Source organism: Oribacterium sinus, from assembly GCF_963553175.1.
Classification (GTDB): Bacteria; Bacillota; Clostridia; order Lachnospirales; family Lachnospiraceae; genus Oribacterium; species Oribacterium sinus_B.
Map to the genome: position 1 here is coordinate 1 of NZ_CAUVME010000040.1, position 20,730 is coordinate 20,730.

The 20,730-nt window shown below is 44.9% G+C and carries 14 protein-coding genes and 1 other annotated feature; all 14 genes read left to right on the forward strand.

What is annotated here, in order from left to right; genetic code table 11:
• Positions 1-1,468 (forward strand): cell surface protein (locus RYO92_RS09450; protein ID WP_315370217.1); only part of this gene is annotated, 1,468 nt, incomplete at its 5' end.
• A gap of 328 nt (positions 1,469-1,796) precedes the next feature.
• Entirely contained in the window at positions 1,797-3,680 is a 1,884-nt protein-coding gene (locus RYO92_RS09455) for a cell surface protein (RefSeq protein ID WP_315370218.1), read from the forward strand.
• Positions 3,681-4,187: 507 nt separating this feature from the next.
• Positions 4,188-5,903: a putative manganese-dependent inorganic diphosphatase gene (locus tag RYO92_RS09460; RefSeq protein WP_315370219.1), complete on the forward strand. Its 1,716-nt coding sequence runs from the start codon at positions 4,188-4,190 to the stop codon at positions 5,901-5,903.
• A 157-nt stretch (positions 5,904-6,060) separates the two neighbouring features.
• On the forward strand, positions 6,061-6,564 hold the full coding sequence (locus RYO92_RS09465) for a shikimate kinase (protein ID WP_315370220.1): 504 nt from the start codon (positions 6,061-6,063) through the stop codon (positions 6,562-6,564).
• 122 nt (positions 6,565-6,686) lie between these two features.
• On the forward strand, positions 6,687-9,479 hold the full coding sequence (locus tag RYO92_RS09470; RefSeq protein WP_315370221.1) for an NYN domain-containing protein: 2,793 nt from the start codon (positions 6,687-6,689) through the stop codon (positions 9,477-9,479).
• 492 nt (positions 9,480-9,971) lie between these two features.
• The gene (dctP, locus tag RYO92_RS09475) at positions 9,972-10,892 is read left to right on the forward strand and encodes a TRAP transporter substrate-binding protein DctP (protein ID WP_315370222.1); all 921 of its coding nucleotides are present in this window, start codon (positions 9,972-9,974) and stop codon (positions 10,890-10,892) included.
• Positions 10,893-11,179: 287 nt separating this feature from the next.
• Entirely contained in the window at positions 11,180-12,673 is a 1,494-nt protein-coding gene (locus RYO92_RS09480; protein ID WP_315370223.1) for a hypothetical protein, read from the forward strand.
• The gene (locus RYO92_RS09485) at positions 12,670-13,890 is read left to right on the forward strand and encodes an FMN-binding protein (protein WP_315370224.1); all 1,221 of its coding nucleotides are present in this window, start codon (positions 12,670-12,672) and stop codon (positions 13,888-13,890) included. The genes RYO92_RS09480 and RYO92_RS09485 overlap by 4 nt, the downstream gene beginning before the upstream one ends.
• Before the next feature lie 276 nt (positions 13,891-14,166).
• On the forward strand, positions 14,167-15,213 hold the full coding sequence (locus RYO92_RS09490; protein WP_315370225.1) for a DUF3829 domain-containing protein: 1,047 nt from the start codon (positions 14,167-14,169) through the stop codon (positions 15,211-15,213).
• Between the two features lie 128 nt (positions 15,214-15,341).
• Complete coding sequence (locus RYO92_RS09495; RefSeq protein ID WP_315370226.1) at positions 15,342-16,415, forward strand: DUF3829 domain-containing protein; 1,074 nt, start codon at positions 15,342-15,344, stop codon at positions 16,413-16,415.
• A gap of 59 nt (positions 16,416-16,474) precedes the next feature.
• Positions 16,475-16,714: a binding site (T-box leader), on the forward strand.
• Positions 16,715-16,864: 150 nt separating this feature from the next.
• Entirely contained in the window at positions 16,865-18,328 is a 1,464-nt protein-coding gene (locus RYO92_RS09500) for an anthranilate synthase component I family protein (RefSeq protein ID WP_315370227.1), read from the forward strand.
• A complete protein-coding gene (locus RYO92_RS09505; protein ID WP_315370228.1) occupies positions 18,325-18,903 on the forward strand; it encodes an anthranilate synthase component II in 579 nt (192 codons plus the stop codon). Before RYO92_RS09500 ends, RYO92_RS09505 begins: the two co-directional genes overlap by 4 nt.
• 12 nt (positions 18,904-18,915) lie before the next feature.
• Positions 18,916-19,701, forward strand: a complete 786-nt coding sequence (gene trpC, locus RYO92_RS09510) for an indole-3-glycerol phosphate synthase TrpC (RefSeq protein WP_315370229.1) — start codon at positions 18,916-18,918, stop codon at positions 19,699-19,701.
• 124 nt (positions 19,702-19,825) lie between these two features.
• Positions 19,826-20,730: anthranilate phosphoribosyltransferase (gene trpD, locus RYO92_RS09515; RefSeq protein WP_315370230.1), on the forward strand; the 905-nt coding region annotated here is incomplete at its 3' end.

Consider the following 20,730-nt stretch of genomic DNA (forward strand, 5'->3'; position numbering starts at 1 on the left):
TCCCAACAATGTGGATACTGTAGTACCGGATGATAATAAGCAGGGAACGGATATTAAGGCGAATGCAAGTGCGAAGCTTGGTTTTTTCACTTTACCTTTAGCGGATATCAATGCATCCATTTCTGCAGAAGATGCCAAAGGGGATAAGACTATTGCTGAAAGCAATCCTAGATTAGAGGATAATAGTATTACTGCATTAAAAAACAAAGATGTGGTGATGCAGGGAGACCTTTCTATTGCCAAAGAGGATGGAGCTGAGACCTATGACAGTACCGCTTCCGCAGCCCATGATGTAAACAAGGAAGATAGCTATTCTTTGAAAGCTGACTTGGATGTTACAGCTGTCAATAATTCCATTAATGCCTCTGCGGATTTCATTCCGAATTCCAACGACATTTCCGTAAATAATATGGAGACAGGACTTCGTGCCACCTTCTCATTTGGCAATGACCTTGAGGGAAGCTTCCATACCCCTACAGATTTAGAAGATGCCAAGAAGCACTACGAGCTAAGCTCTGCTGACGGAAGCCCGATGATTTACCGTATCAACTATGCAAATTCCAAGTTTGCAAAGGATAAAGTAAGCATCGCCATGGACTTGGATTTAACGAAGATGACTCCATTGGTAAATCGTTATTCCTCAGCCGGAGCCAATTACAAAAATCTGTATGGAACAGATCCTGTTACCGGAAAAGAAAACCATATTGAGAACTATAATTATCCTGCAAGTGAATATAAAACACGTTATCAGACCAGTGTCTTTGGTAATTTAAAGGAGCTGATTAATAATTCTGCTAAGAAGATTCAGTTGGTGATGAAGGGGGTTAAGTTGAATTCCGCTTCCTCTAACCCAGTGGAAACAGAGACTGAAAATGAAAAGACCACAACTACTGAAGGAACCGTTCATGGAACACTAGTCGGATATATGAAGGCTGACATGGGTATGAATCGTGTAAAAGGTAAAGCTTCTTATGTTTGGGGAGCTATTCAGAATGATGCCGGTCGGGACAGTGTAACAGGCCAGAACAATGATAAGGTAAACCTTACCGTGAAGTTCACTACCACAGAAAAGAAGGAAAAGCCGGTTCAACCTGAGGAGCCGACACAGCCTGTTACCCCGGTGGCACCAAGTAATGGCGGCGGAAGCACCCCAAGTCTTGCTCCCGCAAGACCAAGCTCTTCCGCACCTTCCAATCCGGGAACCGTTCTGGGAGAAAGCCGACCAACAGCTTCTACTCCCGCCGGTGAAGTTTTAGGAGAAAATCGTGAAACTCCTGTAGCGGAAACCGCTGAGAAGAAGCAGGGAGCTGTATTGGGAGAGTCTCGTCCAAGCGTAAAGGGTGTATCAGACCGTGCAACCGTAGCTACCGGAGACTACAACTTTACAGGACTTTGGGCTTCCCTTTTCGGAATCTCTTTAGCGGCATTGGCAGGCTTTGTGGTTCTTCAGAAGAGAAAAGAAAATTAATCTGCCGATAATCATTTTTTCTGTATTTACTATATATTACTGTTAATACGGAAAAGCAAAAATATTATCAAAGGAATACTAAACCGTTGTAGAACATGAAAAAAATAGTTCTGCAACGGTTTATTTTTGTGAATTAAGATTTGACTTATTTATACTTTTTTCTTAGTATAGTGCTTATAGTTATTTTAATTTTTTAAAGCAAAAACAGGAGAAATAGAACAATAGTATCAGCAGCTTTGTACAAATTTCTTCTGTTTTTTCCTGTAAGTGCTTTAAAAAAGACATATGAAAAGTTGAAAAAACTTTTCTAAACACAGGGAGAATGAGAATGAAGAAGAACTTAAAAGTACAGGTAGCTGCATTGGCTATGACAGGAGCAATGGTTGCCATTCCTATGAATGCCAGAGCTGAGGATGCAAATCCTGCTACAGCGGCAACGACAGGAACAATGGAAGCAGCAGCAGAAGCTGCAACAGGAGTGACATCGGGAGCAGCGGCAGAAGCTGCAACAGGAGTGACATCGGGAGCAGCGGCAGAAACTGCAACAGGAGCGACAGCAGGAGTAGTGGCAGAGGCTGAAACAGGGGCGACAGTAGCAACAGCCCCAGGAGCGGGAACAGCCAGCGGGAGAGAAGGGGCAGTTGTTACTGTAGAGGAAGCGGCAGTGGATCCCGGTACCACTGCACCGAACAATGTGAATACCGTGCTGTCGGAGGATCAAAAGCAGGGAACAGACATTTCCACACATGCAGATATTACCCGTGGAGGGCAAGCTAGACCTGTGATTCACGTAGATACCACTGTGACAGCAGAAGATGCCAAGGGAGAGAAGACCATTGTGGAAAGCCATCCCGGAGTCGAAGATAATGTAATTACCAGGCTTAAAAACAAAGATGTAGTTCTCCAAGGGGATCTTTCCATCAAAAAGGATGAGAGTACAGAAGCTTATGACAGTACCAATACTGCAGCACATCCGGTGAATAAGGAAGATAGCTATTCTCTGAAGGCGGATTTGGATGTGTCTCCAGTGACTAACGCCATTAATGCGTCTTCCGGAATTATACCGGGGTCGAATGATATTTTTGTAAACAATTTAGAGACAGGCCTTCGCTCCACATTTACTTTGGGAGATGACCTGGAGGGAAGCTTCCATCTCCCAACGGACTTAGAGGATGCCAAGAAGCATTATGAGCTAAGTTCTGCGGACGGAAATCCCATGATTTATCGCATTAATTATGGAAAATCTTCCTTTTCCAAGAAGAAGGTAAGCCTTGTTATGGATTTAGATTTAACCCAGATGAAGCCATTGGCGAAGCAAGGCTCCGATGAAAATGCGGCTAACGAAAGAATCTACGGCAAAGATCCTGTTACCGGCAAAGCATACCCTATTGAAAACTTTAATCCCTCTCCTGCTACAGGAAGACATGCAACTACCAGTGTTTTTGGAAATTTGCAGGAGCTTATTAACAATTCTGCCCAAAAGATTCAGCTGGTAATGAAAGGATTAAAAATTAATGCCACCTCTTCCAATAGAGTAGAAACGGAAACGGCGACAGAAAAGAACATTAGCACAGAGGGAAGTATTGCCGGAACTTTAGTAGGATATATGAAGTCTGATTTATGGTATGTTTATGCTTCCGGTAATACCTCTTATGTTTGGGGGGCAGTGCAAAATGATGCCGGTAGAGACAAGGTGTCCGGTCAAGGAAATGACAAGGTTCTTCTTACCGTAAAAATGAACACAGTAGAGCCGAAGAACAATCCTGTGCAGCCCGTAAATCCTGTTAACCCGGAGCAGCCTGCACAGCCGGTAAACCCCGAAACACCTGTTGTGCCTGCTACTCCTGTGAATCCAAGGGTTGGCGGAACAAGCAATGGCGGCGGTGGAAGAAGCAGTTCAAGAGTGACTGTAAGCACTGTCAGCAATGCACCTACCAATCCCGGAATCGTTCTGGGAGAAAGCCGTCCAACAGCTTCTACACCAAGCGGTGAAGTTTTAGGAGAGAACCGTGTGGCTCCCGTAGCGGAAACCGTTGAGAAAAAGCAGGGAACTGTATTGGGAGAATCCCGTCCAAGTGTAAAAGGCGTATCCGACCGAGCATCCGTAGCCACCGGAGATTACAACTTCACAGGACTTTGGGCATCCCTATTCGGAATCTCCCTAGCATCCTTAGCAGGCTTTGTAGTTCTGAAAAAGAAGGAGCAGCAGTAAATATCAAGCTGAAAAATATATAAAACAGTAATAAATGATTACCGTAGTAGAGCAGGTAAAGTGCCGGTTCTACTATGGTTTTTTGAATTCAGCTGTACCTTCTTTATATTTTTTCTTAGTAAAAGTGAAGGTCTGTGTAAATAAATAAGCGGAAGCGACAGATGCAGTATAGATATGAAAGAGAGCAATCTGAGCCCGCCGGTACTTGCCGAAATCCGGCGAAGTGAAGGACTGTGAAAATATTAAATGGAAGCGACAGATGCAGTATAGGCATGTAAGAGGGTAATCTGAGCCCGTCAGTACTTACTGAAAGCGAGCAAAGCGAAGCTTGAAGTTAGTACTGCTACGAAGGCGAGGTTAGCGAGAGCGTGCCCGATTACATGCCTATACTGCATAGGCGCGTGTTCTTTTAACTTTTCCCAGACCTTCACTCCCACTCCCCTTCTTGACAGCGCCTGCCTATTGCACTAAGATTTTCCTATGTTGTTAGAAGAAAGAGGAAAGCAAATGGCAGAGAAAAAATCAAAGATTCCACACAATACAGAAAGACCGGTTCTGATTACAGGCCACAAGAATCCGGATACGGATTCCATTTGTGCGGCGATTTCTTATTCCCGTTTGAAGAATAAGATTAACAATACAGACCGGTATATCCCTTGTAGAGCCGGAAATCCCAATGCGGAAACCAGCTTTGTTTTAGAGCATTTTAAGGTGGACGCTCCTCTTTTATTGGACAATGTAAAAACCCAGGTTTCCGATATTGCCTATCGGAAGACTCCCGGAGTTTCTAAAAATATGTCTTTAAAGCAGGCCTATCAGATGATGAGAGACGGTCATGTGGTCACCCTTCCGGCGGTAAACCAAAACGGCATTTTGGAAGGTCTCATTACCATGTCCGATATTGCCAAGTCCTATATGAATGTATATGATTCTGCCATCATTTCCACGGCAGAGACTCCTTTTAAAAACATCCTGGAAACCTTGGAAGCAACTCTGATTACCGGAGATGCCAACCGAAATTGTCAGGACGGAAAGGTGTTGATTGCGGCAGCCAATCCGGAAATGATGAACTACTATATTGAACCCCATGACATTGTCATCCTGGGAAATAGAGCAGAGAGCCAGCTTTCCGCCTTGGACAATGGTGCGGATTGTATCATCATTTGCGAAGGCGCCAATGCCTCCCCCACGATTAAAGCCCTGGCGGAGCAAAACGGCATGATTATCATGGTGACCTCCTATGATGCTTATACGGCGGCAAGACTGATTAACCAGTCCATTCCCATCAGCTTCTTTATGACGAAGGAAGGCATTTTAAGCTTCGAAGAAGAGGATACGGTGGATGAAATCAAGGATGTGATGGCGAAGAAGCGGCACAGAGATTTCCCGGTCATCAGTAAGGACGGCCGATATCTGGGCATGCTTTCCCGTAGAAATCTTTTAGGAGCCAGCGGAAAACAGGTCATCATGGTGGATCATAATGAGCTGGGACAGGCATTGGACGGCATGGAAAATGCGGAAATCCTGGAGATTATTGATCATCACAGACTGGGAACCATTCAGACTTTGGGACCGGTGTATTTTAGAAACCAGCCCCTTGGCTGTACCAGCACGATTGTGTATCTGATGTATCAGGAAAATAAGGTGGAGATTGATCCTCAGACAGCGGGACTGATGATGTCCGCCATCATTTCCGATACCCTCCTTTTCCGTTCTCCTACCTGCACCAAGACCGATGAGATGGCTGCCAGAGCGTTGGCGGAGATTGCCGGAGTGGATATTGAAAAGTATGCTATGGAAATGTTTTCCGCCGCTTCCGATTTAAAGCAGAAGACGGATCGGGAGATTTTTTATCAGGACTTTAAGACCTTTACTGCAGGAGACATTCATTTTGGCGTCAGTCAGGTAAGCTCCTTAAATGAAGAAGAGCTTCTTTCCTTAAAGCCCAGACTCTTCCATTTTGCCAAGGAGGCTTTAGGAGAAGAAAATCTGGACATGGCCTTTGTGATGCTCACCAACATTTTAAAACAGGATACTCTGCTTCTGGCTGTTGGGCACAGGGCAGAAACCCTGATTCAAAATGCCTTTTTGCTGGAGCCGAAAAAGGAAAGCTTTGATTTTTCCGGAGAAGAGGTGGAGGGCTATACCGCTGTGCTGGAGAATGTGGTTTCCAGAAAGAAACAGCTGATTCCACCTCTTAGCCTCTATGGGGAGCAAATGTAAGAGAAAATCCGGACTTTCAGAACGAACATCTGAAAAGAAAAAGTAGAATCTTCAGAACGAAAAATAGACGAGAGAAAAGCCGGACTTTATGGAAGAAGACCGGAGTAGAAAAAGTGGACTTAAAGTAGGAACATCAGAAAGCGGAAAGGATAGTCTTATGAATATTTGTTTAATCGGAATGCCCTCCAGCGGGAAAAGCGTTTTAGGGGTATTGCTGGCGAAAAAATTAGGCATGTCCTTTCTGGATATGGATTTGGTGATTCAGGAAAAGACCGGACAGTTGCTTCGGGAAATTATTGCGGAGCGGGGAAGGGAGGGCTTTCTCCTTTTGGAAGAGGAAGTGGGAGCAGAGCTCTCCATGAACAATACGGTTCTTGCTCCGGGCGGCTCTATTTGCTACGGAAAGAGAGCTATGGAGCATTTACGGGAGACTTCTTTGGTGATTTTCTTGGATGTGCCTTTTTCCGAGGTGGAAAAAAGAATCGGTGACCCGGTGAAAAGAGGGGTGGCGATTCCCGACGGCTTTACCCTGAAAGACCTATATAACGAGAGAAAGGCCCTCTACCTTCAATATGCCCATGAAATTCTGAATGAAGAGGGCTTAAATCCGGAGGAATGTGTGGAGGCTTTGGTTCGTATTGTAGAGAACCATAAACAGTAGATTCCTCATGGAAGTAGGATTTTAGGAGCAGCTCAGAAGGATTTTTTAGAGAAACGCAGAAAGAATCTTTCGTAAAAAGCTTAGAAAGTTTCTTTGACCCAAAGCATGAGAATACATAAGAAATGGCGGAAATAGAGGTTCGTATGGAAAATATCGTACTTGGCTTACTGGCCCATGTGGACAGAGGAAAGACCAGTCTTTCGGAGGCTCTTCTCTATGAAAGCGGGAGAATTTCGGAAAAGGGCAGGGTAGACCATGGAGATAGTGTTTTAGACAAGGACAGTCTGGAACGAAAAAAAGGAATTACGATTTATGCCAAAAGCGTTTATTTTACCAAAGAAAATAAGCGTTTTTTTCTTTTGGATACTCCCGGGCATCAGGAGTTTTCCTCGGAGATGGAGCGCTGTCTTGCGGTCATAGACTACGGTATCCTGCTGATTGAAGGAAATGACGGTATCCAAAAGCGAGAGCTGCATCTCTTTGAAAGAGCGAGAGAGAAGGGCATTCCTCTTTTTTTGGTGGTGAACAAAATGGACCTTTTCCAAGGGGACAGGGAAGCTTTGTTAAGAGAAATCCAGGAGGCCTTTTCCTGTGAGGGGATTATAGATTTTTCTCCCTATGCTTTTTCTGACTTGGCAGCATTTTTACAGGAAGAGGATTTTTCCCAAGGGGTAGATTCCAAGGAGAATGTAGCTTTAGAGAAAAAGGAGGCTATAGGACAGAAGGCAGTTCCATCGGAGGGCTGTCAGGATTTTCTGGAAAATCTTGCTTTATTATCTGAAGAGGGAACCGCGGAGTATCTGGAAAATGGGCGAGTTCCTCTTGGTTTTTTACGGGAAAACTTACAGAAGAGAAAGCTTTTCCCTCTTTTCTTCACCTCTGCCTTAAAGCAGGAGGGAATCACCCAGCTTCTTTCCTGGATTTTCGCTCTTTGCCAAATGCCGACCTATAGTGAGGAATTGCGGGGAATTTTATATAAAATCAGCAAAAGTCCGGAGGGAAGAAGAATCGGAAGGGCTAAGCTTCTGGGAGGAAGTCTTTCCTTAAGACAAGAATGGCGGCCTTCCGAAAAGGCTTTGGAACTGCACTTGGAAGGAGTAGAAGAGGAAGCTGTAGAAAGTGTAGAGCCGGGAATGCTTTTTACCATGCCGATTTCGGAAAATGCAGGTCTTGGGTATTTTCCGGAGGATGACCATAGAGAGAAAGAGAAGGAAGGATATTTTCCCACCCTTTTGTCTATTGAGGGAGAGGAGATTCTTCAGTATCGAAAGGATTTGGAGGAGCTGCAAAAGGAATTTCCGGAGTGGGGGATTTCTATTTCTTTGGCGGAAAAAGAGGTCACTGCACAGCTGTCCGGAAATCTGCAAAAAGAACTCCTGACGGATTTGTTTGCCAAGAGGCTGGGAAAGAAACTGCATTTTTCCAAGCCGAAGCTTCGTTATGGGGAAAGTCCCCGTAGGGAAGCTTATGGAAGAGGAGCTGTGCTGGAGCCCGGGCACAGGATTTCCCTGCTTCTTCGTTTAATTCCTATGGAAGGAGAAATTCATCGAGAGCAGCAGAAAGCAGGGGAGGAGGAGAAGCAGGAAAATTCCAAAAAAAGAAGTATTTTTTCCATTGAGAAAATGGGAGAGCTTCCGGAGGGATGGGTTTCCCGCTTGGAAACTGAGTGGGCAGAGGAGCATTTTCCGGGACCGCTCCTTTCCGGACCCTATGAGAATTATGCTTTGGAAATCTCCAACTTAAGCTTTTCTCGAGGCTCCGCCTATTATGTGGACTTTCAGGAGGCGGTGTATCAGGCTTTTCGCATGGCTCAAGCTACAGCAGGGGTTCGGCTGTTAATGCCGTATTTTTCCTATGAAATCTCAGCTTCTCAGGAGAAGCTTGGAAAGATTTTGCAGGAGATTGAAAGACAAAAGGGAAAGCAGGAGGAGCTGCTTTCCGAGGGAGAAAGCTATCAGCTACTGGGAAAGATTCCCGGGACAAGCCTTTCGGAGCTGCAAAGTTTTGTGCAGGGAGAGGGAGAAAGTTTTTCTTTCTCATTTTCCTCTTATCAGGAAATGGAAGAGGAACAAGCCTTAGCAGTATTGGAGGAACGTTTCGGGATTCCTTCGGAGGAGCTTCCCCTTACTACTGCAGGAAAACTTTACTATGGGGAAGAGTTTGTTTCCGAGGCGGCTTTAGGGCAGGACGGATGGGAGGAAAATACTTCCGGCGGAAAATCAGGAGCTTCCTCTTTGAAGCTTAACGGTTCCGCTTCTTTACAGCTTAAGAACAAAGGGGAGCAATCGGAGAAAAAGAAAAAGGGCGAAGAAGGCATTTCCTTAGAGGAGGAGCTGAATGCGATTTTTGAAAGAACCTTCGGCCCCTTAAAAAATCGGGGACAGGAAGCTATTCGTACCGAGCAAAAATTGTTTTTATCCAAGGAGAAGGAAGCTCGTCTGGAGGAAGCCAGAGCCCAGTATGCCAAGAAGGGTAAGAAAAATAAGCGAAAAAAATTTTTGGTGGACGGCTACAACTTTCTTTTTGCCAAGGAAGAATGGAAGGCACTGGCCCAAACGGATTTGATGGCGGGAAGAGAGCAGATTCTTCCCCTGCTTTCCGAATATGCGGCATACCATGACGTGGATTTATATTTGATTTTTGATGCCTATCGGGTGAAAAGCAATCCGGGAAAAACTTTGCAGCTGGATCCCCGAATGCAGGTGATCTTCACAAAGGAAGGAGAATCCGCAGACTTTGCCCTAAGTAAAATGGCCAATGATTTTTCCCAATCCGGCTACCCGGTAGTGGTAGTCAGCTCCGACCAGGCCGTGCAGATTCAAGGCTTTTCCGGAAAAGGCGCCATTGTGTATTCTTCCAAAGAATTTGCTTTCCAAGTAGAGGAGATGAAGAAGCGTATTTCCGACTCCCTCTAAATCAATAAGTAGATGGGGGAGATAGAATTTGATTTTGTGAGATAAATTTATGCAGTATAGGTCTGAAATAAGGGGCAGTCTGAGCCCACGGGTTCTTAGCTTTTGTCTTGTAAAAGCTTAGAACCCCTGTAGGGCGAGGCTAGCGGGAGCGTGCCCCAATTTCAGACCTATACTGCATAAATAGTTTTAGGCAATCGATTCTATCCCCTCCATCTACTTATTTTTTGACCACTCATTGACGAAATACTCTTTAGATTTAAGAATTTGAATAGTATAGAGAAATGAGGGTAAAGGATGAAATGGGATAGGAACTGTCCTTTTCAGAAGGATAGGACAGAAATAGATAAAATAGAAAAGAGCAGCTTGGAAAGAGAGGATTGGGGAGCCGGCAGCGATTCAGCCCCCTTTTTTCGCCGAACGTTTTGGGCCTTGCTCCTGATTTTTTCCTTTTTCTTTTTGACGGCATGTTCCGCTACAGGACATCCCGCCATTATGAAAAGCAAGAATAATAAGATTGTATTAACTTACGGCTTATTGGCGAACAATGATGATTACACTTTGCAGATGACCAAGCGTTTTGCCAAAGAAGTGAAGGAAAAAAGCCGTGGGAGGATAGAGATTAAGATTCTTAGCCCCAAGGACAAGGATAACGACCTGGCTTTGTTGGAACGGTTTCGCTCCGGTAATCTGGACATGGTAAGACTGCCCCTACCTTCCGCAAAGAAGCTTTCTGCAAAGCTCTCTCTCATGGAGCTTCCCTATCTTTTTGACAGTGAAGAGGAAATGTGGAATGTTTTAGATGGAGACAAGGGAGCTATTTTTCAAGAGGATTTTCAAAGCAAGGGAATGGAGCTTTTGGTGTGGCATTGTCTTGGCTTTCGGGATTTTTATACCGTGGAAAAGCCACTGACCTCTGCAGCGGATTTTGACGGATTGATTTTAGGAGTGGAGGATGAGTCTCGCATGGGAAGAGCCTTGCAGCTTCTTTTCGGAAAAACCAGAGAGCTTCCCCAAGATAAAATCTATAAGGCGTTGCAAAGCGGAGTTGTGGAGGGTAGTGAAAATACCATGGAGGAATTTGCCCGGCAGGAACACAATCTTTCCGCCAAGTATTTTTTAGAGGATGATCACAGCCCCGTTTTAGATTTGCAAATTCTTTCTTCCAGAGCAAGAGAGAATCTGTCGGAAGAAGATCGGGCTTTGCTTAGGGATGTGTCTTTTTCCATGGCTTTACAGGAAAGAGCTTACGTGAAAAAAATGCGGGTGGAGCTACGAAACAAATTAAGTAAAAGAGGAGTACACTTCTCTCATTTTTCCAAAGAAGAGAAAGCCAAGATTGAAGAGCTTTTAGCACCTCTTTATCAGGAATCCACAGAATCGGATTTTTTGCGAAAGCTGGGGAAAATAGATTAAATAAAGAATGATAAGTGTTTAATATAAGAGGATTGACAAGTTTCCTCTCCTCTGTCATAATACTGCCTTGAAAGATAGACGTAACTAACTAAAAGCTTTGTATTATCTGTCAAAAGGGCTGCGATGTTAGCGTAAGCATCAGCATCAGCCTATCCTAGATAGGAGGGTGCTTTTTGCGTGTTAAACAACTCTCCCTTGGATAAGGGCTAAGATACCTTACGGTACTGTTGTTCTCCTGTGAGGAATACTACAAAGCGAAGCAGTAATGCGTAGAAGAAAGGGGTATTATGAGAAAACATTGGATTCTTGGCGCTTCCGCCATCATTTTAGCATCCTCCGTAATGGCTTGCGGAAAGAAGCAGGATATTGCCACCACAGCTGCAGGATCGGAGAAGGCTGCGGAAAGCACTGCAGCTCAGGCAGAGAAGTCTGATTATGTCTTTGTAAAGATGACCGTTCCCTATGCGGACTTTTATTACGGAGAATTAAAGGATATTGCTCCGGAAGAGGGGAAGGATTTGAAGGCACAGCTGGATGCGGAGGATAAGGTAACAAAGGACGGTTTCCGGGAGACAGGAATGTATGACAGTGCCAGCTCTCCTACTAAGGAAAAGGTGGAGAAGTTTGTGATGGCGGACACCGCTGTAGAGGGAGAAGGCTCTGTCTATAAGGGAATTAAGCACGTGAACGTTGCGATTCCGAAGTCCCTTTATGAGGATGCCAAGAAGGCATTGGAGGAGAAGAAGGAAAGCAAGAATGCTCTTCTTACTTTGATGGGGGCTATTGAAAGTGAAGTCAGCACTGAACCTAAGGAGTATAAGGTATTAAACTCCGACGGAACTCTTTCCAAGACTCAAGGCACTACAAATGAAGCGAAGGACACCGAAGCGGATATTACCACCACTTCCTCCTACGGAAATTATGAAATCGAAGTCAGCGGTTTGGACATTGACTCTGAAATCGTACAGGCTGCAATTCTGGAAACCAAGGACGGCGCAAAGTACGGCTTAAAGCATGAGGACAATATCTGGACAAAGCCGGAGGAACTGGCATTTTCCGCTGTGGCTTTCGAGGACACCAACCATAAGGCTCAGAAGGAGTTTAAGCGTTTTGAAGATATTCAGGACAAGGACATTGTGAAAATCACCTACTTCTTAATGGATGAGGATGATGTGGAGGTTCCCGTAAATCTTCATGTGAAGAAGATTGCTCCTGCTGAATACAAGGTTAGCGGAGACGAGAAGGTAAGCTACAGTCCGGAAGGCACCAAAGTAAATTATCAGCTTTCCACCGGAGAAGACAGCTACGCTCTTGGCAAGGTTATCAGTAGGAAGAGTGAGGTAAAGGGAGAGGTTAATACAGACACCGCCGGTGTTTTGGTACTGCCTAAGGAAATGACTCCCGGAAAGTACCAGCTGGTATTCTCTAACGACAAGCTTACCGATGTATCCTTTAAGGTACTGGTAGAATCCGGCTTAAAGGCGGAGGACTTCCATTTTGAAAATAACAAGTTAAGCCTTGCGGAAAACGCAGATCAGCTGACTATCGCAAACTACATTGCTTCTACAAGCTCCGCAACCATCGGAGAGCAGGAGTTTAAGGGCGGTTCCGGAAGAAGATTCGGAAAGAACATTTTCAATGAAGACGGTAGCGTAAATACTGAGGCGAGCTACAAGAAGGACGGTCAGGAAGTAAAGTACTTTGACGGCCCCGGAACCTATCCTGTAACCATCAAGGCAGACGGATATCCTGAAGTGAAATTCGAGGTAGTCGTACAATGATTGTGATTCTTACTTTAATATGCAGTTTAGCATTTTTCCATTTCTTTGGAAAAGCATTAAAGAAGAAGCCGGCAGTATTGTATGGAATCTGTATCCTCCTTTCCTTGGTAAGTATTTTTTATCCAAGGGAGGGAGGACTTCCCTTTTTGGACTTCTTTTTTAAGAAAATCATGCAAAGGGGTGTGCTGGCAGGCTCTCTCTTTATCTGGGTGATGCTGGCACCGGTGCTTCCCAAGAGCTTTTCCGGAAGAAAGACCATCTATCTTCTTCGAGGGGAAATGGCTATTTGCGCCTCTTTGATTACTTTGGCCCATAATCTGGCCTTTGGCGGAAAATACTTTGGCGCCTTATTCTTTGGACAGGGGCATATCAGTTTGATGGAGCTTCATGCGGCTATCGTGTCTTGTCTTATGATACTTTTGTTAATTCCGCTAACTATCACTTCCTTTCAGACCGTTCGGCGGAAAATGCAGGCAAAGACCTGGAAGAAGTTGCAAAACTGGTCCTATCTTTTTTACCTGCTTTTGTACCTGCACATTTTCTTTATTTATCAAGGAGCGCTGATTCGCGGAAAGGGAGACTATTTCTTCACTCTGATGATTTATAGCTTCATTTTCGGATTCTACGGATTCTTACGGATTCGGCAGTATAGAATGCAAAAGGAAGGCAAGGAGAAAAAGACATTTCCTTTGCTTCGTATTGCGGGGATTTTGCCCATTGTTTGTATTTTTCTAAGCGGCTTTTACAGTGCCGGGAAATACCGCGCCGCACTGGAGGCAAATGTAGATAAAATCAGAGCGCAGGAAAGCGTATCGGAGCAGCACGGACAGGGGGAGGAAATTAATTCTTCCGAAAAAGCAGTAGAAGCTAGCGGAGATAAAGCCTCTACGAATTCTTCGAATGCTTCCTCCGATTCCCAAGCTGCTGATGAGGATAGCATATCCGGAGCTTATAAAGACGGAGAATGCTTTGGAAAGGCTTCCGCCTACAATGGCAATGTGGAAGTGAAAGTCACCATTTCAGGCGGAAAGATTACTGCCATCGACATTGTGAAAACCAAGGACGATGAAGAATATTTCTTTGACGCACAGAAGAAGGTGATTCCGGAAATTTTGGAAAAGCAGAGTACCGACGTGGATGCGGTGGCAGGAGCCACCACCAGTAGCGAGGGCATTTGCCATGCGGTTGAGAAGGCCTTGGAGGAAGCGAAGAAGTAGTCAAAAAGTCTTCTTGTAAAACTTGTAAAAACAGCATTTTCTTATATAATGAGTTCTGTATTCATTCTTAAAAATAGAAGAATACAGAACTTTTTTATTCTTAACAAGTGGCGCAGGCGAAGCCTGAGACGTCTTGTTCATAACGAGTATCCCTCGCAGAGCGTGCGATATCTCGTTGAATTTCTCTTGCGGAGCATGTGTTTTCTAATATTTTCCAAAGGGAAGCTTAGGAGAGTGCTACGCTACTGTAGAGGATGCCTTTTTGGGGGAATATATATGAAAAAAGCTATGCTTTGTATCAGTATCTTGGCTATGATTTTCAGCCTTTCTGCCTGCGATGATATTAAGATGGTACAAAATACTTTTCAGAAAGAGAAGACAAGAAACACAGAGCAGTTAGGAGACCAACCTATGGATGTATTTAAAAAGGGAGATCTTAAAATGGAAAATGGAGAGTACAATATCTATGCTAGCTTCAGTAATTTCCTGGCTGCTCGTTATCACTACATTTCAGTATTTTATTTTCAGGGAGTTCGTAATGAACCGGAGTTTCATTTGGTGGAGGGGAAGGAGTATAGCAAGGAAGGCTTTACACCGGAAGAGTTTGACTTTATCCGACATGTTATGAAAATAGCGAATGGAGGGACGCATTTCCCTGAGGTGGATAAGCCGGTAAAAACCCTGGCTCCTTTAATCTTAAAGACTATGGAAATTTATAACGAGGCAGCAGCTTATGGACAGGCGGAGACTTATAAAAATGATCACTATGAAGGGGCAAAGGAAATTCACAGCCGTCTTTTCCCTTTGGTAGAGAGTTCTAAAGCTCCATTGTTGGAATATAAGAGGGCTATTGATGAGCTTTCTTCAAAAAAAATGGAAGAGGAAATCCGGGCAATGAAAGAACGGGGCTACATTATCCGTTATAACATGTTAAAGCTGTTCTCTCTACGAAATCAAATTATGGATGAAATAATAAATCAAAATCTTGTCCAGGAAGAGATGATAAAGCTTGATTTATCTAAAATTCGTCCTGCCTATGAGGAATTTCTGGCTACCCTATCGGATTTCGAAAAAATGATAGGGAATCGGAAAGCAATTGATGCGGAATTGTTTACTGACCCTACTATTTCTGAAGATTTGTCGGAATTTGTCAATGATTCCAAAGAGTTTGCAAAACAGATTCAGGAAATGATTCGTAGGATAGACGAAAATGAGCCATTTACAGAGAAGGATTATGGGCAGACAAATGTAGATGGCAGCTTTTTAAAGATAGATTGGGCATCTATTAATATGGTTCAAAGCTACAGCAAAGTCATAAGCTAAATAAAGCTTTTGCTTTTTGCGAAATTCTTTCTGTTTCTTGTAAAAAATTTATATTTTTGTATAATTAGTTCTGTATCTTTTCTTAAAATAAAGGAAGATACAGAATTTTTTTGATGAGGAGAAAATGTATGAAAAAAATCGTTTTAGGACTTGGTGCAATTGCCTTAGCCCTCAGTCTTTCCGCCTGTGAAGACTTAAAGATGGCGCAGAACGCTATTAAGCAGGAAAAAAGCGGAGAGAGCGGCGGGGACAGCAGTGAATCCGGAAATAACCCATTGGATGCTTTGAAAAAGAATCTTTCCGCAGATTCCGGGGAAAGCGGTGATGAGCTGACACAATACAACAATTACGTGGATTTCAGTAATTTCCTAACCGGTACTTTTGAAGATAATATCGGCAGATATTTTGAGGGAGTAGAGCCGGAGACAGAGTTTAAGGTAATAGAAGGCGGACATTATACCACTGTAAGCTTTAGCGATCATGATATGGAGCAGGTACAAATCTATCTGGATCAGGCCAATGCAGGAAGCAATTTCCCCGACCTGGATGAACAGGTAAAGACTTTGGCGCCTATCGTCTGGGAAACCATGAAGGTTTATAACGAGGCGGCAAGCTATGGGGATTTGCAGGCCTATAAGGATGATCAGTATGCCAAGGCACAGGAAATTCATAGCCGTCTTTTCCCCTTGGTACAAAGCTATATTGATCCGGCAGATGCTTATACCGCAGCCATTCACAGCCTTTCTGTGGAAAGACAGCAGGAAGAAATGCAGAGAATGAAGGATAACGGCCTTACGATCCGCTATGATATGCTGAGAATCATGGATCTGAAAAATCAAATTATTGATGCTTTTTCTGAGCAGCCCAATGTGGCAGAGGCCAATATTGCCGACCTTGATTTGACAAAGATACGTCCTGCCTATGACGAGCTGGCTACCCTGCTTTTGGAATTTGTGCCCCTTTCCAAGGATAAAGATGCTGCGGAGAAGGAAGGCTTTGACAATAACTATTATGTTACTACCTTTGCAGATGCTGCCGGAGATTTCAAGAAGCAGCTTCAGGAGATGATTGACCGGAAAGAAAGCGGAAAAGGATTTTCCGAGAATGACTTGCAAATTTTATGGGCTACCGATGGAAGCTTCCAGAAAATCAGTGAGGCCGCTTCCAAGATGACGGAAACCTATAACAGAGCAGTCGGTTAAAAAGATTTATAAAAAATGTTCTTGACGAGAAAAGTCAAGTTGTGTTAAATATTAGAACTATAAAACCGTTGAGGTGGAGATAACGTTAAGTATGAGCTCACAGAGAGTCCGGGAAGGTGAGAGCCGGGCAGTATACAGCTTAGCAAATGGACCACTGAGGGCATGGTCAAAGGAGCGATCCGAGTATTCCATGACGCGTAGGAATGCGTTAGTTTCCGGAGGTATGTTAGTACCTTGCTAAGAGCACGAGTGAATCGTGAACTAGGGTGGCACCGCGAACTTTAATTTTCGTCCCTAGCAGAATTTTTATTCTGCTGGGGTTTTTTTATTTTCAAAAATGATTTTAGAGATGCTAAAGACAGTTTTTAAGCAAAAGCCAAAAGTATGTCAAAGTGTTTTTTCTAAAAGGAAGAAGCCAATCCCATGCAGAGCATAGAGAAAGGAAGAAAATGATGATTAGACCAAGTCTTATGGAAATGGAAGCCTACCGGAAGGATGAAAGCCTTCGTCTGCTTCCCGTAATGAAAGAGATTTTTTCGGACTTCATTACCCCTATCACCGCATTATCCATTTTGAAAAATATTTCTCAAAATGTCTTTTTACTGGAGTCCATGGAGGACAGAGAAAAATGGGGAAGATATACCTTTCTGGGTTATGACCCGAAGCAAAGCATTTCCTGCAAAAACGGAATCGTAGAAAGCTCCGGCTTAAAGCTTTCTACCAAGGACCCTAAGGCTCTAATCCGGCAAATCCTTCAAGAGCACAAGGCTCCCAAGATACCCGGGGCCCCTTCCTTTACCGGAGGACTGGTTGGATACTTTGCCTATGACTTTATCCAGTATGAGGAGAACAGCCTTCATTTTTCCGGAAAGGATGAGGAGGACTTCCAGGATTTGGACCTGATGCTCTTTGACAAGGTAATATGTTTTGACCACTTCCTGCAAAAGATTTTCCTGATTGTGAATATGTCCCTTTCCGAGGGAGAGGCGGGCTATAAGAGAGCAGTCCTGGAGCTGGAAAATATGCACAGGCTCTTAAAGAGCGGAGAGCAGAAGAAGGAAGAGCCGGGCAGATGCCTAAGTGACTTCCGCCTCCTCCACAGCAAGGAAGAATATATGCAAATGGTGAAGAAGGCCAAGAGACATTTGAAGGATGGAGACATTTTCCAAATCGTCCTCTCCAACAGGTTGGAAGCGGACTATGAGGGAAGCCTTCTGGAAAGCTATAGACACCTGCGCTGCTTAAATCCCTCCCCCTACCTTTTCTACTTTTCCAGTAAGGACTTGGAGCTGGCAGGAGCCAGCCCGGAAACTCTGGTGAAGCTTGAGGACGGCATTTTGCAGACCTTCCCTCTGGCCGGCACCAGAAAGAGGGGAGCCACAGAGGAAGAGGATAAGCGCATCGCCATGGAGCTTTTACAGGATGAAAAGGAAGTTTCCGAGCACGATATGCTGGTGGATTTAGGTAGAAACGATATCGGGAAAATCGCCAAGGTAGGCACCGTGAAGGTGGAAAAGTACCATGAAATTCAGCGCTATTCCCATGTGATGCATATCGGCTCCACCGTAATGGGAGAGCTTAAGGAAGGCTATGATGCGCTGGACTGTGTGTCCGCCGTGCTTCCAGCAGGAACCCTAAGCGGAGCACCGAAGATTCGGGCCATGGAGCTGATTGATGATTTGGAGCAAAATCGCCGGGGCATTTATGGCGGAGGAATCGGATACATTGATTTCAACGGAAATCTGGATCTTTGCATTGCGATCCGCTTTGCCTATAAGAAAAACGGAAAGGTGGCCATTCGCTCCGGAGCAGGCATCGTGGTGGACTCCTCCGAGGAAAAGGAATTTGAGGAGTGCCAGAACAAGGCAAGAGCTATGGTGGAAGCCATTCGAAGAGGGGAGGAGGAAGAATGATTCTTTTAATTGATAACTACGACAGCTTTACCTTTAACCTGTACCAGATGCTGTCCCAATACGAGAGGGTGGAGGTGATTCGAAATGACGGGAAAACGGTGGAAGAAATCGAGGCCATGAATCCGGCAGGAATCGTTCTTTCTCCCGGACCGGGCAGACCGGAAAATTCCGGCATTTGCCCCCAGGTAATTCGTTCTCTTCGAGGAAAAATCCCTATTCTTGGGGTTTGTCTTGGAGAACAGGCTATCTGTCAGGTCTATGGGGGTACCGTAAGCCACGCCATAAAACCCATGCACGGCAGACAGTCCGAGGTGGACATTGTGGAAGACTCGGAGCTTTTTAAAGGTCTTGGCCGGAAAATGAAGGTGGCTCGCTACCATAGCCTGATTGCCGAGGAGGAAAGTTTGGAGGGCACAGAGCTTCGGATTACCGGAAAAACCAAGCAGGAGGAAGTGATGGCGGTGGAAGACAGTGGGCGGAAGGTTTACGGCGTACAGTTCCATCCGGAAAGCATCATGACTAAGGACGGAGCGAAGATTTTGGAAAACTTTGCAAGGATTTGTAAGGGAGCATAAGGGTAGAAGCAAATGAGCATTTTAGAAGAAATTGCAAGGGAAAGAAGAAAGGCTGTGGAAGAGGAGAAAAAGCTGCTTTCGCTTATGGAGTTGGAAAGGCTTTTGGAGGAGCGGGAGAGCAAAGGCAAAAGCTTTTACCAGGCCTTGGCCAAGGAGGGATTATCCATTATCGGAGAGGTAAAGAAGGCTTCCCCCTCCAAGGGCATTATCGCAGAAAACTTTCCTTATTTGCAGATCGCAAAGGATTATGAAGCTGCCGGTATTGACGCCATTTCCTGCTTGACGGAGCCTAAGTATTTTCTGGGGAAGGATCAATATTTACAAGAAATCGCACAAGCTGTTTCGGTGCCGGTGATTCGGAAGGACTTTCTGATTGACCCCTACCAAATCTATCAGGCCAAGCTTTTAGGAGCAAAAGCTATTCTCCTGATTGTTTCTCTTCTTGGGGAAAGGGAATTGAAGGAATTTCTGGGAATTGCCGAAAAGCTGGGGCTGGATGCCTTGGTGGAATGTCATGATGAGGAGGAAATCCGCTGTGCCCTCTCTGTGGGAGCAAAGATTATCGGAGTCAACAACAGAAATCTAAAGACCTTTTCCGTAAATCTGGAAAACAGCCTATCTCTAAGAAATTTGGTGCCAAAGGGACAGCTCTTCGTGGCGGAAAGCGGAATGTCCAAACCGGAAGAGCTAAGGCTTTTAGAGGAAGCCGGGGTAGATGCGGTGCTCATCGGAGAAAGCCTGATGCGGGCAGAGAGCAAGAAGGAAAAGCTTCAGGAACTACGGAGTCTATTGAAATAAGAAATAATCTACCAAAAAAGGAAATATGCGTAGAAAAGTAGAAAAGCCGGATTTGTTTAAAAGATAGTTTTTGCCAAAAAGAGGGCTTCAAAGGAACAGAAGTAAGGGAGAGAAAGGAGCGAGTATGCTGCAAGAATGTATCAAAAAACTGGTGTTGGGAGAGGATTTAAGCTTTCAGGAAAGCTACGAAAGCATGAATGAAATTCTGGACGGGAAAAGCTCTCCGGTGCAAAATACCGCCTTTCTTACGGCTCTGGCCTGCAGAAAGCGGGAGGAAGAAAACATCACGGAAATTACCGCATTTGCCAAGGCGATGCGGGAGCATGCCACAGAGGTAAAGCATGAGGGCATGGAGGTTTTGGAAATCGTAGGAACCGGTGGAGACCACAGCAACAGCTACAACATTTCCACCACCTCCGCCTTGGTGGTAGCTTCTTTAGGGGTAAAGGTGGCAAAGCATGGAAATCGGGCAGCCTCCTCCAAGTCGGGCACCGCAGATTGTCAGGAAGCCCTGGGCATTAACATTGTGCAGGACAGGGAAAAGGCGGAGGAAATGCTGAGAAATACCGGCCTTTGCTTCCTCTTTGCCCAGCACTACCATACCGCCATGAAGTATGTGGGCGCTATCCGTAAGGAATTGGGCTTTCGGACCATTTTCAATATCCTTGGACCTCTGACCAACCCTGCAAAGCCGGATGCCATGCTTCTTGGGGTATATCAGGAGAGACTTTTAGAGCCTATGGCGGCGGTGCTGCATCACTTAGGGCTTAAGCGGGCTTTGGTGGTATACGGAGAGGACGGCATGGATGAGATTTCCGTTTCCGACAAGACTTTGGTTTGCGAATTAAGGGATGGACAAAGCCGAATCTTTGAGATTGCTCCGGAGGACTTCCATTTGGAAAGAGGGAAAAAAGAGGAGCTTGTGGGGGGAGATGCGGCGGAAAATGCTGCAATTACCAAGGGACTTTTGGCCAATGAGATTCAGGGCAGCAAGAAAACGGCTCTTTTGTTAAATGCGGGAGCAGCCCT

Bases quoted from the DNA above. Each gene is read 5' to 3' on its own strand.
- RYO92_RS09455 (WP_315370218.1), top strand. From the start codon at position 1,797: ATGAAGAAGAACTTAAAAGTACAGGTAGCTGCATTGGCTATGACAGGA.
- RYO92_RS09460 (WP_315370219.1), top strand. From the start codon at position 4,188: ATGGCAGAGAAAAAATCAAAGATTCCACACAATACAGAAAGACCGGTT.
- RYO92_RS09465 (WP_315370220.1), top strand. From the start codon at position 6,061: ATGAATATTTGTTTAATCGGAATGCCCTCCAGCGGGAAAAGCGTTTTA.
- RYO92_RS09470 (WP_315370221.1), top strand. From the start codon at position 6,687: ATGGCGGAAATAGAGGTTCGTATGGAAAATATCGTACTTGGCTTACTG.
- dctP (WP_315370222.1), top strand. From the start codon at position 9,972: ATGAAAAGCAAGAATAATAAGATTGTATTAACTTACGGCTTATTGGCG.
- RYO92_RS09480 (WP_315370223.1), top strand. From the start codon at position 11,180: ATGAGAAAACATTGGATTCTTGGCGCTTCCGCCATCATTTTAGCATCC.
- RYO92_RS09485 (WP_315370224.1), top strand. From the start codon at position 12,670: ATGATTGTGATTCTTACTTTAATATGCAGTTTAGCATTTTTCCATTTC.
- RYO92_RS09490 (WP_315370225.1), top strand. From the start codon at position 14,167: ATGAAAAAAGCTATGCTTTGTATCAGTATCTTGGCTATGATTTTCAGC.
- RYO92_RS09495 (WP_315370226.1), top strand. From the start codon at position 15,342: ATGAAAAAAATCGTTTTAGGACTTGGTGCAATTGCCTTAGCCCTCAGT.
- RYO92_RS09500 (WP_315370227.1), top strand. From the start codon at position 16,865: ATGATGATTAGACCAAGTCTTATGGAAATGGAAGCCTACCGGAAGGAT.
- RYO92_RS09505 (WP_315370228.1), top strand. From the start codon at position 18,325: ATGATTCTTTTAATTGATAACTACGACAGCTTTACCTTTAACCTGTAC.
- trpC (WP_315370229.1), top strand. From the start codon at position 18,916: ATGAGCATTTTAGAAGAAATTGCAAGGGAAAGAAGAAAGGCTGTGGAA.